Here is a 15,753-nt window from a genome sequence, read left to right as displayed (position 1 = left end):
GGAGCCCGCGATGACGCTGCTGACCCTGACGCGCACGCCCGAGGTCCCCCGCTACCGGGCGACGGCCCAGGTCTTCGCCGATCCCCGTTCCCGAGAGTTGCTCGCCCACCTGGAAAAGATCGCCCCCAGCGACGCCAGCGTGCTGGTGATCGGCGAGACCGGCACCGGCAAGGAGCTGATCGCGCGCCATATCCATGCCCTCAGCCATCGCCATGCCGGCCCCTTCGTCGCGGTGAACTGCGGCGCCTTCGCCGAAAGCCTGGTCGAGGCGGAACTGTTCGGCCATGAAAAGGGCGCCTTCACCGGCGCCCTGACCGCACGCGCCGGCTGGTTCGAGGAGGCCAACGGTGGCACCCTGTTTCTCGACGAGATCGGCGATCTGCCCCTGTCGGTACAGGTAAAGCTGCTCCGGGTCCTGCAGGAGCGCGAGGTGGTCCGCCTGGGCTCCCGCCGCAGCGTCGCCCTGGACGTGCGCATCATCGCCGCGACCAACGTCCCGCTGGAGCGGGCAGTGACCGAAGGGACCTTTCGTGAAGACCTCTGGTATCGCCTCAATGTGGTCAGCCTGCCGTTGCTGCCGCTACGCCAGCGGCAGGGCGATATCCTGCCGCTGGCCCGGCATTTCCTGCACGCCTACGCCCAGGCCTCGGTTTCCCTCACGCCCGCGGCGGAGCGACGCCTGCTGGAGCACCCCTGGCCCGGTAACATCCGCGAGCTGGAAAATACCCTGCAGCATGCGCTGCTGCTCAAACCGCAAGGCCTGATCGATGCCGCGGACCTGGTCTTCGTCCAGCGTCCCAGCCTCGCTATACCGGCGTCCCGGCCACGCGAGCCGGCGCCGGTCGATACCCTGCTGACCGAGGCCTTCGCCCAGCTCTTCGAGGAACAGCCGGAAGCCTTGCACGAGCGCGTCGAAGACGCCCTGGTGCGGGCCGCTTATCGCTTCTGCCATCGCAACCAGGTGCATACCGCGCGCCTGCTGGGCTTGAGTCGCAACGTCACCCGCGCCCATCTGATCCGCATCGGCGAGCTGGTGGTCAACCACCGGCGGCCGGCAGCGTCTCGTCCGGAACGGGAGGTCCGCTTCTCCATCTGAGCGGCGGCCGGCCGGTGCGGGGTACCCGGTCGGCGAGGGGCCCTTTACACTGACCTTTTGCTCCTGCGAGGCCCCCATGACCGCCCGTACCCTGCTCCACCGCCATCCCGCCCGGCGCGATGACATCGGCGAGCTCCAGACCCGGCGGCCGTTACCAGGCCCCGGACTGGCCCACCTGGACCCCTTCCTCTTCCTCAACCACCACGGCCCCCAGGTCTATCCGCCGCACAACGCCGGCCTGCCCTTCGGTCCCCACCCCCATCGCGGGTTCGAGACGGTGACCTTCATCCTCGCCGGCGCCCTCGCCCACCGCGACAGCGGCGGCCATGAGAGCGTCATCGAGGCCGGAGGCATCCAGTGGATGACCGCGGGCAGCGGCCTGGTCCATGCGGAGCTGTCACCCGCCGCCTTCAAGCGTGACGGCGGCGACCTGGAGATCCTGCAATTGTGGGTCAACCTCCCCGCCCGCCTGAAGTTCACGCCGCCCGCCTACCACGGCATCTCCGCCGCGGACATGCCGCTGATCGAAGCCGATGAGGGTCGGGTGCGCATCCAGCTGGCGTCCGGCAGCCACCAGGGTGTTCAGGGCGCGGTACCGACCCTGACGTCCATCACCCTGATGACGGTCGAGATCGCACCTGGCGGCCAGGTATCCCTGCCCGCCCCCGCGGGCGCGACGGTGTTCTGCTATGGCGTTCGTGGCACCCTGCAGATCGCCGGACGCGATGAAGCGCCCTGGCACCTGTTCGAATTCGCCGACGACGGCGACCATATCGACATCGCCAGCCGCGAAGGCGCCGTCCTGCTCTATGGCCATGCCGCCCCCTTCGCCGAACCCATCGTCGCCCATGGGCCTTTCGTCATGAACACCGCCGATGAGATCCGCCAGGCGATCCGCGACTACCAGGCAGGGCTGTTCGGCGATGTGCCGGACTAAGGCGGGTCGCCCAACCTGAGCAACAGGCTAGACTGCGCCTTTTCAGCAGGAGCGTGACGATGAGCGACGAGGTACGAATCGAGGACGTGGTGGTAGGCGACGGCAAGGCCGTGGTCAAGGGTGCCCTGATCACTACCCATTACGAGGGCTGGTTGGACGATGGCACCCTGTTCGATTCGTCCCGCGCCAAGGGTCGGCCCTTCCAGTGCGTCATCGGCACGGGGCGCGTGATCAAGGGCTGGGACCTAGGCCTGATGGGCATGCGGGTGGGGGGCAAGCGGCGCCTGGAAGTGCCCGCGGCCCTCGCCTATGGCGAACGCCAGGTTGGCGCTCTGATCAAGCCCCACGCCAACCTGAGGTTCGAAATCGAATTACTGGAAGTCCTGACGCGGGACGAGTGAGGACTGGCCGACCGGTAGCGCCTTCAGTTCGGCGCCTTGGTGTTATTGCGCACCAGTTCGAGTTGGGCTTCGAGCACACTCAGGCGCGCGAATTTGTGGGTGTAGATGACGAATTGCTCCTGGAAGCTCTGCCGGCTTCGTGCGAGGTCCTGTCGATGGCTGCGGATCTGCTCTTCGAGATTCTGCAACCGCTCCTGGGTAGTTTGAGTCATGGCACCTACTCCTTGTGCTTGTGGTGTCGATTTCGACTCTAACCGCGCCGCGACAAGTCGAGCTAGAGCCGTTCGTCGTCCCCCCAAGCACTGTGCCAGAGCCATTTTCTCCCACGCGGGAACGCTTCCAGCGTGCGGAACCCTTGTCTTTTCGCCTATCGGTCAGCCAAGAAAAAAGGCGATGAACCCCAGAGGATTTCATCGCCTTCGCGCTGAGCGGAATCCGCCTCAGCGGGGCCCTACCGCCGTACAGCTGTTGCTGGCGTCGACGTACTTCTTCAGCGTCGGCCACTGCGGTCGCTCCACCCCGTTCACCGGCTCGACCGCCAGTGTGGACGTGCCCCAGCCCGGCCCGGCGGCCCAGTAGGTCAGCGGCATGCAGTTCTGCTGCAGGTAGGCGAGCAGGTTGTCGGTCGCGGTCAACCAGCGGCTGTCGCCGGAGGGGACGCCAAATTCGGCGATCATGCCCCGCTTGCCGTTGCGCTTGAGCCATTCGACGAAGGGCTTGACGCGATTGACCCCTACCTGCGGATCGAAGCCGTTCATGTTCTGCGCCGCATAGCTACCACTGCCGTCCTGGTCCAGGTAGACGTTGGCCGCATAGATCAGGTTGTTCGCCGGATCCTTGAGACCCAACAAGGCGTTGCTGACCGCCGGCCAGTTGGCCGCGCTGCCCCAGGCATTGCCCTGCACGATCACCGGATGGGTACGGTCCATGGTACGCACACCGTCGATACCGGATTGCGCGGTGACCGGCCAACTGCTGTCGGCGCCGTTGGGCTTGCCCATGATGTCGTAGCCATAGAGCGCCGCATGGTTGCCCCACTGGTAGGCCAGGCGGTACATCAGATCCCAGTAGTTGAAGTTGGTAACGCTGCCGGTGCCAATCAGGGTGCCCTTGTAGCGCCCCCCGTTATCCAGCGCCAGGATCACCTTCATGTTGTATTTCTTGGCCAGCTCCAGCACCTGGGTGACCTGCTGGGTGTAGGCCCCTTCCAGACTGCCGAAGAAGCGCGTCTGCAGCCGCTCCCAGATCACCGGGAAGCGAATCAGCCGCACGCCCTTGGCGCTCCACTGCTGGAAATGCGCCTCGCCCGGCATGATGTAGCTGACGTTGAGCACTCCCGGCAGCGTCTGGGGCGCGAAGGCGGCGCCGGAGAAATTCAGCCCGACCAGATTGAGCTTGGCGGTATTCACTGGCGTGCCAGCCGACGCCACCGGCGTCGACGAGGCCCCCGTCGGCGCCGGACTGGAACCGGTCGCCCCGGTACTGCCGGTTCCGGTCACGGGCTTGGTCTCGACCGTCGGCACCGTCACGACCGACGCGGGATTGCCTGAGCTGCTGCCCGCGCTGGAGGTGCCCGTGCTGCCAGTCGAGCCCGTGGTGGTGCCCGGTACCGTGGCCGGCGTGCCGGAGGTGGTGGTCCCGGTGCGCAGCGTCTTGGGATAGCCATAGGCGTTGCCATCGAGCTGCGGGCTCTCGATGAAGACGCTCATGTTGCTGCCGACGACCTGGACATAGGTCACCTTGTAGCTCTTGCCATCGGCTGGCGTTATCTGGGCGCCTACCTTGAAGGCCCCCACGTTCGCGGCCGACGCGGGAATGGAGAAACCCGCCGACTTGCGATACACGCCATGCAGCCAATCTTCGTTGGTGAAGTCGTTGATCGAGGTGGTGACCCCGGTAGTGATCGAGCCACCGGTATTGCCGGTACTACCATTGCCTGCGGAAGTGCCCGTCCCCGTAGTCCCGCCATTGGTGGAGCCGGTAGGAGCGCCACCGGTGCCACCGCTCGAGCTACCCGTGGTGCCTGAGCCGCTCACCGGCGTACTGCCTGCGCCGCTGGCGATGGGGCCGATGGCGGAGCAGCTGCTGTCATCGAGGTATTTGCGCAGGGTCGGCCACTGCGGCCGGTCGGCGCCATTGATCGGCTCTACCGACAGGAAGTAGTTGCCCCAACCCGGACCGGCCGCCCAGTAGGTCGAAGGAATGCAGTTCTGCTTGAGATAGGCCAGCATCCGGTCCATCAGCGGCAGCCAGCGCGGATCATTATCCGGCACGCCGAACTCCCCGATCATGCCCTTCTTTTTGTTCTTCTTCAGCCACTCGACGAAGGGCCGCACGCGTTCCACGCCGTAGTCCTGGCTCAGCTTGCCAACATCGATTCCGGTGTAGTTGCCGCCGGCGCTTTCGTCGAAATAGGAATGCGCCTGGAAGATCAGGTTGTCGGACGAATCCTTGAGCGCCAGCAGGGAGTCGTTCCACAGCGGCCAGCGGGTCGCCTCCGACCAGCCGTTGCCCTCGATCATGATGGGTTTGGTCTTGTCGACCGCGCGAACGCCGTTGATACCGTATTGGGCAGCGATCGGCCACTGGGCCATGGAGTCGTGCGGCTCGTTCATGATGTCGTAGGCATAGAGCGCAGGCTGATTGCTCCAGCGCTGGGCGATACGGGTCATGATCTCCTGGTAGCGGTCATAGGGCACTGCCGTGCTGCCGATCACCGAACCGCGATAGAAGGTGTAGTTGTGCAGATCGAGGATGATCCGCATGCCGTACTTCTGCGCATTGGCAAAGGTCTGGTCCACCAGCGCGGCATAGGTCGGATCCAGCGGACCGCCCAGCACCGGCTGCAGTCGCTCCCAGATGATCGGGAAACGAATCAGCTTGATCCCCTTGGCGCTCCACTGCTTGAAGTAGGCCTCCACGGGAAAGATGTAGTTCGTACCGTTCACACCCGGCAGCACCTGACCGGCGAAACCGGCACCGGACAGATTCAAACCGACCAGGCTGACCTGCTCGGCCTTGGCACCGGTAGCCAGGGCAAGCGCAGCGACGAAAGGCAGCACCTTGGCGGTCCTGCAGGAAAACTTCAGGAAGGATGGATTCATCATCACCAACTGCTAAATCGACGGGTGAACGCGCTCCCTGAACACGGGCCGATATGAAGTGAGAGAAGAGTCGTGCGGATGGGGTTTCCGCACGACAATGCCTCCAGGCAGCTAGCTCTATACAAGCAGCATGCCAACTCCACTACCCTGCAACTATGGCCATTACTTAGCCATCATATAGATATAATTTAGGTAACTGATTTTTATAGATTTTTCTAATTAACAGATCATTTTCCCGGAGAACTTCGCCGCTCAGAGTTCGTTCACTGACTACAAATCAGCTACGCGATGTCAAATTTCCCTTCATAGCAATCGAGCAATGGCCAAAAAGTTCCCGAAGGTGCCAAAAAAAGTAAGTCACAAAATAATGCGAACTTGATCACAAAGAGGCGCAAGAGGAACTGCCGACACCAGGCCTTGGTCATGGCTATAACCTTTCAAGGAACGTCCCATGACCGCCCTCACCCTCGCGACCTACAACGTCAATGGCATTCGGGCCCGGCTTCCCATTCTGTTGCAGTGGCTGGAGCGGGAGCAGCCGGACATCGTCTGCCTGCAGGAGCTGAAGGCGAAAGCCGTAGACTTCCCCGAGGCTGAGCTGGAGGCCGCCGGCTACGGCGCCCTCTGGGATGGGCAGCCCTCCTGGAATGGCGTGGCCATCCTGGCGCGTGACGATCAGCCCCTGGAGATTCGGCGGGGCCTGCCCGGGATGGAGGACGATTCCCAACGTCGTTACCTGGAAGCGGCGGTGAAAGGCGTAATCGTCGCCAGCCTCTATCTGCCCAACGGCAATCCCTGGCCCGGCCCCAAGTTCGATTACAAGCTGGCCTGGTTCGACCGCTTCATCGATCATGCCCAGGGCCTGATCGAAAGCGGGCATCCGGTGGTGTTGGCGGGTGACTACAACGTGGTCCCGACCGATCGGGACATCTACGATCCCAAGTCCTGGCGCAAGGACGCCCTGTTGCAACCCGAAAGCCGTGCCTGCTTCGAGCGTCTGCTCGCCCAGGGCTGGCTGGACGCGCTACGCGCCTGCCACCCCGATGAAGCCATCTACACCTACTGGGACTATTTCCGCCAACGCTGGCAACGCAACGCCGGCCTGCGCATCGACCACCTGCTGCTGAGCCCCGGGCTGCGTTCTGAACTTCAGGAAGCGGGCGTCCACCGCTGGGTGCGCGACCTGGAAAAGACCAGTGACCACGCCCCGACCTGGATTCGCTTCAAGGGGCCTGCCTGAGGAAACTCAGGCGTCGCGCAACAGGTCGTTGGCATTGAGTAGCCCGTAAAGGATTTCAGGGTGCTGCGCCAGGCCACGACGGATGGCCGCGGGTATCGACTGGTGGAGTTTGCGACACAGCCCCGGTCGTGGCTGCAGCTCGATCAGCATGCCCCTGGCACTGCGCACCTCTCCCGATCCCGGCCGGATCTCCAGGCGGATGCCCAACTGCTCCTGCAAGCGCTGCTGCAAACGCTGCAGCTCGACCACGCTGGCGATATTCTCCAGGCGGCCCAACAGCCGCTGCTCCTCCTGGCGATTGAGCAGCAGGGTCCGGGCGTCACCTTGAGGATCAGCCAGCACGGCTTCGCGATCACAGGTACAGACACCAGGCGGACAAGGCGCACGCAGGGAAGGCATCGATCGGCAGTTCCTCTTCTTCAAGGGCGGTAGAACCAGTCCCGCCGGCCTACCCTAGCGATGTCGGCATCGGACATGCAACTCGTGACGCCCCGATAGATCGCGCCGATATCCAGGAACCCCGCCTATCGGCTTACCTGACATCGACTTGGAAACTCTGATTCCTGAACATCAAAAGGCTGCCCTGGCCTTTTCGCTAGATAACCAAAAAACCTAAGCGAATAGCTAAAACGTATTTTTAGCTATAAATCTCAGTCGATAGCATAGCGATTTGATTGCTTACCGATGTCGCCATGCCTATTGCCTCACCCGAACTCCTGATCGTCCCGACCGATCAGCACAACGCTCTCACCATCCGCGCCAAGGCCCTGGCCTTCGCCGATCCGCGCTCCCGGCAACTGCTCGAACGGCTGGACCAGCTCGCCCCTTTGCCAGGCCCCGTGTTGTTGTCCGGCGAATGGGGCACCGGTCGCGAGTTACTGGCGCGCCGTCTGCACGAACGCAGTGGGCGAACCGGCCTCTTCAGCAGCCTGAATTGCGCCTCGCTCAGCAGGCGCCATGGCGCTGCCGAATTGTTCGGCTATGTCCCCCGGGCCTATGCCGGTACCTCCGGCAGCCGCGTGGGCTGGTTCGGCACCGCAAACGACGGCAGTCTTTATCTCGATGAAATTGCCGATCTGCCAGCTGAGTTGCAGGAGGCGCTGGTCGAGGTTCTGCAGGAAGGCAGCATCCTGCGCGTGGGCAGCACTCAACGGACTCCGATAGCGGTGCGCCTGATCGTCGGCTCCAGCGTGGAGCTGGCCGAGGCGGTCGTGGCCGGCCACTTCAATCCGCACCTCTGGCAGCTGCTCGCACCCGGCCTGGTTCCGGTGCCCGCCCTGCGGGAGCGGCCGGCGGATCTGCTACCCCTCGCTCGGCATTTTCTGAAGCAGCATGCCGAGCGCCTGGGTCGCGAACCCCCGGTGCTGACGGTGCAGGACGAAGCGGCGCTGCTGGCCTACGCCTGGCCGGGAAACATCCGCGAACTTGAACAGGTTCTCCATACCGCCCTGCTGACCGCCTCGACGTCGGGTCTCCAGCTTGGCAAGCTGCTGCCATCGTCCCTGGGTTCGCACTGAACTCCGCCGACAGACGGCAGTCCTAGCCGCGTACTTCCTCATCGAGTCTTACCATGACCGCTACGTCCCTCCAGTCGATGCCCACTCCGCCATAGCCAGCGGCTGCCATCTTTCCCCGGAAAGATGACCGGAAAACCAGATTTGTCGCCAAAGGCGGCAGGTTTTGTTTCGTGCGGGAAAAGCCTGAGGCTTTTCAGGAATCGATCTATAGGACGTATGCCTTCAGCCGAAGGCATCCAGGCATGGTTTCATGAATATTGTAATCACTGGCCGTTCCGGCCAAGTTTCGCGCGCCCTCCAGCGTGAGTTCGGTAGCACCCATCAGTTGACCGTCCTGGGTCAAGCGGATCTGGACCTCGCTCAGACCGACACCCTACGTAAAGCCTTCGACGGCTTGGCCCCCGATCTCATCCTCAATGCCGCGGCCTACACCGCCGTGGATCAAGCCGAAGAGGAAGCCGAGCGCGCCGAGGCGATCAATGTGAGAGCCCCGCAGATTCTGGCGGAACTGGCGAAGGACAGAGGCATCCCCTTTGTTCACTACTCGTCCGACTATGTCTTCGACGGTACGCGTCGGCGTCCCTATACGGAAGATTGCGCCCCTGCCCCCCTGAGCGTCTATGGGCGCTCTAAGCTGGCAGGCGAGCAGGCTGTGCTGGCGGCGGGTGGTCGCGCCCTGGTCCTGCGCACCTCCTGGGTCTATTCCCATGATGGTCAGTGTTTTTTCAACACCATGCGCCGCCTGCTGGCGGAGCGAGATGAGCTGCATGTGGTGGAGGACCAACAGGGTGCCCCGACCTGGGCGCCAACGATAGCCACAGCCACGCGCCAGCTGGTCGAGCGCCTGCTCGAACGAGGCGATGTGGGCGGCCTCTATCACCTTACCAATGCGGGCCAAACCTCCTGGTACGGTTTTGCCGCGACCATCGCCGAGCGCCTGGCGCAGCGTGGCGAATTGCGTGCCCGCCTCTATCCCACCACCACCGAGCACTACCCTACCCCGGCAACCCGGCCGCTCTATTCGCGGCTGGACTGCAGCAAGGTCGCGGCGGTATTACCCACTGCCCTGCCGGATTGGCAGGCGGACTTCGATCGCTGCTGGAACCTGTTCGAGCGCGACGAAGCCACGCGCTGAGCCGGCCAGGATCCCGGCGGACGACTACCGCCGGGCGGCACTCGCCGCACACCACGACGCCCACGCCTCGTCGTGCGTACTGGTGACTACCCTTTCGAACGCGTCGCTCGCTAGGGAGATGGCCCCCATACCGGCCACGCTGACCACCCAGGGCTCCACGAGTACCCTTCATCCGCCCGACAAAGATTTCGCTGATCGCGCTATCGATTCGATCCAGACTCTTCATCATCTGCCGATAAGGTTCTTGGCAATACTCTCCAACAAGAACGCTTGCCGGAGTACTCCATGTCGGACGAATACGAAAATCCCTTCTGCCACCCGCAGCAAGGGCAACGCCCCGAACTCAACGAAATGGCTGTAGCCGTCGCGGCCACCATTGTTATCTGGGCCCTGGCGACGCTGGTGGTGGTGATCGCCGGCTATCACGGCAGCAGCCCGACCAATGCCGTCAACCTGGCAACGGTACTGGCAGGAATAGCGGGCTTTATCGGGAGAAGGTGGCAGCTAGAACGTCGCTACCGGGCTGCGAACCGCCGCAGACTGCGGTACTAGAGCCTAATAATCTGCCTACTGGTTCTTACCCGGCGGGGAACTGGCTATCATCAGCTCACCGAAATCATGGCAGGGATGCTCATGTCTTATCTGGTATTGACCCGGCGCACCGACGAAATCATCAATCTATCCCTTAGACCGGGAGCGGATGAAGAAGAGGTGCTGGACCAGCTGTTCAATGGCGGCATCAACATCCGCGCTCTCAAGTTGCGGGGCGATCGCGTCCAGTTGGGCATTCAGGCTTCAGCAGATATCAGCATCATGCGCCAGGAGCTGCTGCCCTTCTGATCCTCTCTGCGTTCCGCACTACAACGATCAGGGCTTCTTGCGATTGCGGGCATACTCGAAACGCCCTTCCAATCCGCGCCATTCCACACCTTGCCAAAGCTCGGGAGCGAGCGTCCCTTCCGCCTGCAGATCCGCCCGGTAATGGGCGAAGAAAGGCTGGCCGTCGCGCAGCACTATGACATTGTGGCGCTCTTCGATCTGAGCGATGAGGTCCAGCACCGCCTCGGCCGATCGACCACCGCTCAGGCAGTAGCAACTGCCATACTGGTGCAGCATGCTTTCGAAGCGGTAGCGATACAGGGTGCAGCGGTCCGTCTCAAGATGAACGCTCTGCCCCTTGGCATCCTGCAGGGCATGATGGACGCAGTGGTCGCAGTCTTCGAACTCCTGACGCGACTCCACCCACTCACCCAGAAATTGCTTCTTCCATCGCCATACCAGCAGCCCACGATCTTCAGGCCGTGAATACACGTTGACCTTGTAGAACATCGCTCGACTCCTCTTTTATTGTTATACGCCGAAGCCACCGCCCAACAGCGGGCGTTTGGCGCCCTGTCGCTGGGATGTCGTACGCTCTGCGGCATACGATTTCAGCATCGCCCCATTTGCCCAGGGCGTCCAGCCATTCCCGGCTCTCCCAGGCTACCGCTCGACGGCGTGCGGCGATGACAAATACCGAGAGTCAAGGGATCTAACAGCGCTTAGATCACAGCGGCTTCGTCCAATTTCGATACAAGAAAGACCGCCTACGAATCGCCGGATAATCAGCGGTCCAGCCAAGCAAACCCTGTGCTTAGAGCCGGGTACAGGCCGCGTACAGGTTCTTGCACCGCTTATCTATCCAGATAAAAAAGCCCGCGCAACGGCGTTACCAGCCAACTAGTATGCAAGCAACTTCGATATCTACCGGTAGCCGAAAACGTAGCGGCGACAAGCACTTGGCCACTTTCCGCCAAGTCACGAATCGCTGCGTTCGAGCCAGATCAGCCGCGAATAGAAGTTGGCATGTCCGCTACTCGATAGCGCTCGATGCAGGGCTACTTGCTAAACCCCCTTAGTCATTCAAGGACTTTTTTTATGCCTGGCCTGGATAGCGACTTTAGAGAGGCGCTCCGTTACGCCATCAGAAACTGTCCCGCTCGCACGGCCGGGCAATTGGTAGCCATCGACCTTGCGGGAAAGGCAATCTCTAAAGGGCCTTCAACACTCACCGCTCCCGAGCTCAAAACCCTGAACCTGGAACTGGGCTTCTGGCTGACCCATTACCAGCGGCTGCAGGAGTTTTCCAGCCAGCGCCTGCCCCATGCAGACGCCGAGGAAACGGCTACGGCCCCAGACATCGAGTCGAGCAGAAGCAAGGCAGGTTAGAAGGCGTAGGCAATAAAAACCCAAGGTGCCTCGCACACTCGGGGTTTTGATATTTGGCGGACTGTAAACCGAAGGCCAACCTCGGCATGGTACGTGATACCACCGACACCGACGTCATGTCGAATCAAGCCGTCATTGGCTCAAGCATCAGTTCAATTGGCTTGCCGGGCAAATTGTCTAGCACCTTCGTTGCCTGAGGTTAAAGTCACTTCGTTCCCTTGGAAACGGTGATATCCGACTGACCCTTCATCAGAAGCTATCAGTAGTCTAACTACCTTCGAGCCACGCCTAACGGCCGTTCACTCCCCTGCCTATTTCCGCTCTCGCCTGTGCAAGCAGGTGATTAGCATCCACCGCTACCGTTTGCAGGCGCTTGCCTTATCTGCGAGTTGCCGTTTGAACCAGGCTATCTCACTGAAAAGGTTGTGGCGTTTCCTTTCCTCTATCGGCTTAGGGGGTATCGGTAGCAGGCAGCTGGCTAGGGCACTGTTCGAGGCGCGAGAAGCGATCAGGCCATAGGCCAGGGCACACCGCCCGAAGATACCTACACTACGAGCTTGGCCAGGAACTGCGAAGCACCTCCCAAGGCTATCGTGCTTCTCGGCTGCCATAGCCTCTAAGCATAAGGAACACGAATACGCATAGAACTCCCATCATGGCTGAGGACGTTAACAGCAGCACTGTATGAGTTGCCAAAAACGCCTCCTTAGCGGCCTCAATCAACGCCGTGCTCTGGGGCTCGGCAAGGCTGTGAGCCACGACATAGCTATCTCCAATAGAGAGCGCTGCACGCTCCGCCATTGGCGCTGCCAGATCCACCGGTAGCGAGATCGTGCGGTTGAAGGCGCTGGACATGAAAACACCAAAAAAGGTGATCCCGAGCCCTGTACCCAGCTCGTAGGCAGTCGCTTCCAAGGAGCCAGCCGCCCCGCCCTTGCTGGCCTCTACAGCCCCCATGATGGCGATGGACGAGGCCGTAAGGCCGATGCTGAGGGTCAGACCCAGCAGCGCCAGCATCGCCGGTACAACGAAGCCCGGCTGGTGCAAATCGGCCAAGGCCAGGAGGATCAGAGCCACTGAAGACAGGCCCAGCGATGCACTGGCTACCAAGCGCAGGCTGCAGTGGCTCGACACATAGCCGGCCACTGGGCCGCCGATGGCGGCAGCAGCCATGATTGGGATCATGAAGATACCGGCTTGTAGCGGCGTATTACCCAGCACGTACTGCAGCTCCTGCGCCAGTGTCAGTTCGACCCCCGCCAATGAGCCCGTGGCAAACACCGCCATGATGATGCCGGCAAGAATAGCCGGGCGCGAGAATAGCGACAGGTCGAGCATGGGCGTCGATGAGCGCAACTGCAGGCGCACGAAGACACTCAACAGAGCGAATCCCAGCAGCGCTACCGTAGCCGCCGCGCCTAGTGACTGTCCGCCGCCGATGGCGGCCTTGATGCCATACACCAGCGCCAGCATGCCGGCAATCAGCACTAGAGCCTGGCCCAGCGCCCAGGTGCCCGGCGTGGTTGCTTCCGCACGTGGCAATAGCAGGAATACCAGCGGCGCGACCACCAGCATGATCGGTACATTGATGAGAAAGGCCGAGCCCCACCAGAAGTGCTCTAGTAGCGCCCCGCCAATCAGCGGTCCGAGCGCCGAACCGGCCGCGCCGACCGTGCCCCAAAGCCCCAGCGCCATCGCGCGCTCGCCTTCATCCTCAAAGGTGCGACGGATGATGCCCAGCACGCAAGGCATGATCATCGACCCACCTAACGCCAGCAGCACCCGTGCAGCAATGAGCAGCGCCGGGGTCGGCGCGAATGCTGCTAGCAGCGAAGCGATGCCGAACACCACCAGGCCGGTGAGCAGCACACGGCGAGCGCCGACGCGATCGGCCAAGGTCCCCATCGGTACCAGCAGGCCAGCCATCAACAGCGGGTATATGTCGATGATCCATAGCAACTCAGTGGCTGAGGCGCCGAGCGCCAAGGTTAGTGAGGGTACGGCGATGTGCAGGATGGTCATGTCGATGACTACTGGCACGAAGGCCAGCATGACCGCTAGCAGGATCAGCCAGCGACGGGGAATGACAGTGAACATGGAAGAACTCGTAACCAAACTGGATCGGACTCTAATGGGTGCCTTTGACAGCGATCATCTCCGCGACATCGTGCTCCCGGCCGCCAACCTGCGGCACGTACAGCGTCATCCAGTTGACGATCCCCGCACCATGCAACTCCAGCAGCTTATGCCGCGCAGCCTGTAAATGGCGTTAGGCGTTGAGCAGCTCTTAACAATCTTCTCGGCCGGGACCCGCGAGTAAGGCGCTCGACCTGCTTACGCGCCCGTGCCAAGACCGCCTCGGCATGCGGTAAAGCCGAAAAGGCACGATCGGGCTCGACCTAGCTCTCTGCGCCTTGCGAACAGACGACTTTGCACGATAGCTGCCTTTCGCCAAGGACAGATTGGATTACTCCAACCTCCTAGATTATTGAAGTTCGGGAATCGGCGATTCTCATCGCCTCCTGAAGACAACTTCACACTACTACTTTATCGGCGCTTAGGGTTATAGAAATTTCGATGCAATCGAAATTTCAGATGTTTTCAATGAAGCATCACCACGTGTAGGCACGTTTCGTAAATTGCCTACACGTACAAGAAGTGCAGGCCTCCGATACATCACATAGGCGGCCAGCAGCCTAGGAGTTTCGAGCATTGAGCAACTACGCCTGGCAAGACGAGAACTCGGATGAATATCGCGACGTGCGCATACTCGTCGGTAATATGAAAGGTGCGCTTCCCTGTCTGCCGCGGCGTTTGCGATCACCAACGGTACCTAAAGACGTGGATACTGTCCGTCTGCACGCCCTTCCATTGCCATTCCAGAAAATTGCGTAATCGACTGTTTTTATTAGCGTTAAATCATCAATCCGACCGCTGCGCAACCTACGTTCACTACGGTTAATCAACGGTTAATCAACTGGTGTTCGCCGCTGCCCTGGGCAATAGTCCTGTCAACCCGAAGCACGCCTCCGCCAGCTCGGGTTACCGCAGAGAAAGACCACGCAAGCGATCTGAAGTCCCCCAGGACTTCATTACGAAAACAATACTAATAATCGCGAGGTACTGACGATGACGCTCCAGGCATTTTGGGATTCCATAGTCGCGTTCTACGAACCCACACTCGAAATCATAAACCTTTGGGCCTTCGGGCTCCCGTTATTCGTGACGGTATTGGCCGTGATGTTCATCGTCGCGCAGAAGATGGACGGCCCCCTTACGTTAAGTGCGCTGAAACATGCCGCTTTTCCCAAAGAGCAATATGACCACGCCTCATCGCGCGTCGATATGTGGAACGGCATTATCCTGTTAGTGCTAGGTTTTCCCTTGGTCGGGCTGATGGCGGTCAACGGGTTGGCTATCGCCGACAATGTCGCTGCCTATGTCGCCAGCGAATACGGTACCCGTACCCCCTTGTTCACGTCGACGTGGGCGTTGGTTACCGTGCAGTTCCTGGTGTACTTCCTTAGCGTCGACTTCGTCGGCTACTGGGTGCACCGCTGGTGCCACACCCACCCTTTGCTGTGGCACCTACACAAGCCTCATCACACCGCGGAAACCCTTACCCCATGGACGCTGTTCCGCCAGCACCCCATCGAGGTCTTCGGCCTCAACGTCATCCCGGCCCTGGTCGGCGGCGCCTTCACCGGGCTGGTGTTGTACGCGACCGGCAGCCAGGTCCACGCCGGGACCCTTGCGGCGGTTGCCACCACCGCCTACGTCGCGTTCTTCTTGATCGACGTGTTCTCGCACGTGCACGTGCCCATCTCCTACGGCTGGATGAACCGCATCGTGCTGGCGCCGGTGATGCACAACTTGCACCACAGCATGGAGCCGCGCCACTGGGACAAGAACAACGCGGTGATCTTGACCCTGTGGGACTGGATGTTCGGCACCCTCTACCTGCCCAAGAAGGGTGAAACCTGGCGCTGGGGATGCAACGACGAGGAGTACGGCGAGAACAACCCGCACCGTACCTTGCGCGGCTTCTACATCAACCCGTTCAAAACCCTGTGGCGGCATGTGAAGGAAGGTGAAAGCCCTAACCTTTGAGTACG

16 protein-coding genes are annotated in these 15,753 nt (G+C 61.4%); 11 read left to right on the top strand and 5 right to left on the bottom strand.

The window, feature by feature from the left end; all coding sequences use genetic code 11:
* Nucleotides 1–10: 10 nt before the first annotated feature.
* The 3 genes from PJ259_RS02155 (at nucleotide 11) to PJ259_RS02145 (ending at nucleotide 2,434) form a co-directional block, all read left to right on the top strand.
* The gene (locus tag PJ259_RS02155) at nucleotides 11–1,096 is read left to right on the top strand and encodes a sigma-54 interaction domain-containing protein (RefSeq protein WP_271654548.1); all 1,086 of its coding nucleotides are present in this window, start codon (nucleotides 11–13) and stop codon (nucleotides 1,094–1,096) included.
* A 76-nt stretch (nucleotides 1,097–1,172) separates the two neighbouring features.
* Entirely contained in the window at nucleotides 1,173–2,033 is an 861-nt protein-coding gene (locus PJ259_RS02150; protein ID WP_271654547.1) for a pirin family protein, read from the top strand.
* Between the two features lie 59 nt (nucleotides 2,034–2,092).
* Nucleotides 2,093–2,434, top strand: a complete 342-nt coding sequence (locus PJ259_RS02145; RefSeq protein WP_271654546.1) for an FKBP-type peptidyl-prolyl cis-trans isomerase — start codon at nucleotides 2,093–2,095, stop codon at nucleotides 2,432–2,434.
* Between the two features lie 23 nt (nucleotides 2,435–2,457).
* On the opposite strand, the gene PJ259_RS02140 is transcribed toward PJ259_RS02145, so the two are convergent.
* Both PJ259_RS02140 and PJ259_RS02135 read right to left on the bottom strand, forming a co-directional pair.
* Nucleotides 2,458–2,646: a hypothetical protein gene (locus PJ259_RS02140; protein ID WP_059314448.1), complete on the bottom strand. Its 189-nt coding sequence runs from the start codon at nucleotides 2,644–2,646 to the stop codon at nucleotides 2,458–2,460.
* A gap of 228 nt (nucleotides 2,647–2,874) precedes the next feature.
* Nucleotides 2,875–5,541, bottom strand: a complete 2,667-nt coding sequence (locus PJ259_RS02135) for a glycoside hydrolase family 5 protein (protein ID WP_271654545.1) — start codon at nucleotides 5,539–5,541, stop codon at nucleotides 2,875–2,877.
* A 448-nt stretch (nucleotides 5,542–5,989) separates the two neighbouring features.
* Here PJ259_RS02135 and xth point away from each other — a divergent pair, with 448 nt between their 5' ends.
* On the top strand, nucleotides 5,990–6,778 hold the full coding sequence (xth, locus tag PJ259_RS02130; protein WP_271654544.1) for an exodeoxyribonuclease III: 789 nt from the start codon (nucleotides 5,990–5,992) through the stop codon (nucleotides 6,776–6,778).
* A gap of 6 nt (nucleotides 6,779–6,784) precedes the next feature.
* On the opposite strand, the gene PJ259_RS02125 is transcribed toward xth, so the two are convergent.
* On the bottom strand, nucleotides 6,785–7,177 hold the full coding sequence (locus PJ259_RS02125; RefSeq protein WP_271654543.1) for a hypothetical protein: 393 nt from the start codon (nucleotides 7,175–7,177) through the stop codon (nucleotides 6,785–6,787).
* 293 nt (nucleotides 7,178–7,470) lie between these two features.
* Between PJ259_RS02125 and PJ259_RS02120 the strand changes: the two genes are divergently transcribed.
* From PJ259_RS02120 to PJ259_RS02105, 4 genes are all read left to right on the top strand, one after another.
* Entirely contained in the window at nucleotides 7,471–8,295 is an 825-nt protein-coding gene (locus tag PJ259_RS02120) for a sigma-54-dependent transcriptional regulator (protein ID WP_271654542.1), read from the top strand.
* A 250-nt stretch (nucleotides 8,296–8,545) separates the two neighbouring features.
* The gene (gene rfbD / locus PJ259_RS02115; protein ID WP_271654541.1) at nucleotides 8,546–9,430 is read left to right on the top strand and encodes a dTDP-4-dehydrorhamnose reductase; all 885 of its coding nucleotides are present in this window, start codon (nucleotides 8,546–8,548) and stop codon (nucleotides 9,428–9,430) included.
* Between the two features lie 285 nt (nucleotides 9,431–9,715).
* Nucleotides 9,716–9,982, top strand: coding sequence for a hypothetical protein (locus PJ259_RS02110; protein ID WP_271654540.1), 267 nt, complete (start codon nucleotides 9,716–9,718; stop codon nucleotides 9,980–9,982).
* A gap of 81 nt (nucleotides 9,983–10,063) precedes the next feature.
* Nucleotides 10,064–10,270 (top strand): carbon storage regulator, encoded by a 207-nt coding sequence (locus tag PJ259_RS02105; RefSeq protein ID WP_271654539.1) that lies wholly within the window; start codon nucleotides 10,064–10,066, stop codon nucleotides 10,268–10,270.
* A 27-nt stretch (nucleotides 10,271–10,297) separates the two neighbouring features.
* On the opposite strand, the gene PJ259_RS02100 is transcribed toward PJ259_RS02105, so the two are convergent.
* The gene (locus tag PJ259_RS02100) at nucleotides 10,298–10,759 is read right to left on the bottom strand and encodes a hypothetical protein (RefSeq protein WP_271654538.1); all 462 of its coding nucleotides are present in this window, start codon (nucleotides 10,757–10,759) and stop codon (nucleotides 10,298–10,300) included.
* A 588-nt stretch (nucleotides 10,760–11,347) separates the two neighbouring features.
* On the opposite strand from PJ259_RS02100, the gene PJ259_RS02095 reads away from it, so the two are divergent.
* Complete coding sequence (locus PJ259_RS02095; RefSeq protein WP_271654537.1) at nucleotides 11,348–11,638, top strand: hypothetical protein; 291 nt, start codon at nucleotides 11,348–11,350, stop codon at nucleotides 11,636–11,638.
* A gap of 588 nt (nucleotides 11,639–12,226) precedes the next feature.
* Here the strand turns inward: PJ259_RS02095 and PJ259_RS02090 are convergent.
* Complete coding sequence (locus tag PJ259_RS02090; protein ID WP_271654536.1) at nucleotides 12,227–13,735, bottom strand: MFS transporter; 1,509 nt, start codon at nucleotides 13,733–13,735, stop codon at nucleotides 12,227–12,229.
* Between PJ259_RS02090 and PJ259_RS02085 the strand changes: the two genes are divergently transcribed.
* Nucleotides 13,734–13,901, top strand: coding sequence for a hypothetical protein (locus tag PJ259_RS02085; RefSeq protein ID WP_271654535.1), 168 nt, complete (start codon nucleotides 13,734–13,736; stop codon nucleotides 13,899–13,901). The genes PJ259_RS02090 and PJ259_RS02085 overlap by 2 nt on opposite strands.
* A gap of 866 nt (nucleotides 13,902–14,767) precedes the next feature.
* A complete protein-coding gene (locus tag PJ259_RS02080) occupies nucleotides 14,768–15,748 on the top strand; it encodes a sterol desaturase family protein (protein WP_271654534.1) in 981 nt (326 codons plus the stop codon).
* Nucleotides 15,749–15,753 lie beyond the last annotated feature (5 nt).

The sequence above is a fragment of the Pseudomonas sp. JBR1 genome (assembly GCF_028198185.1).
Classification (GTDB): domain Bacteria; phylum Pseudomonadota; class Gammaproteobacteria; order Pseudomonadales; family Pseudomonadaceae; genus Chryseomonas; species Chryseomonas oryzihabitans_E.
The sequence above is the reverse complement of the archived record's forward strand: the minus strand, read 5'-3'. Positions and strand labels throughout refer to the sequence as shown.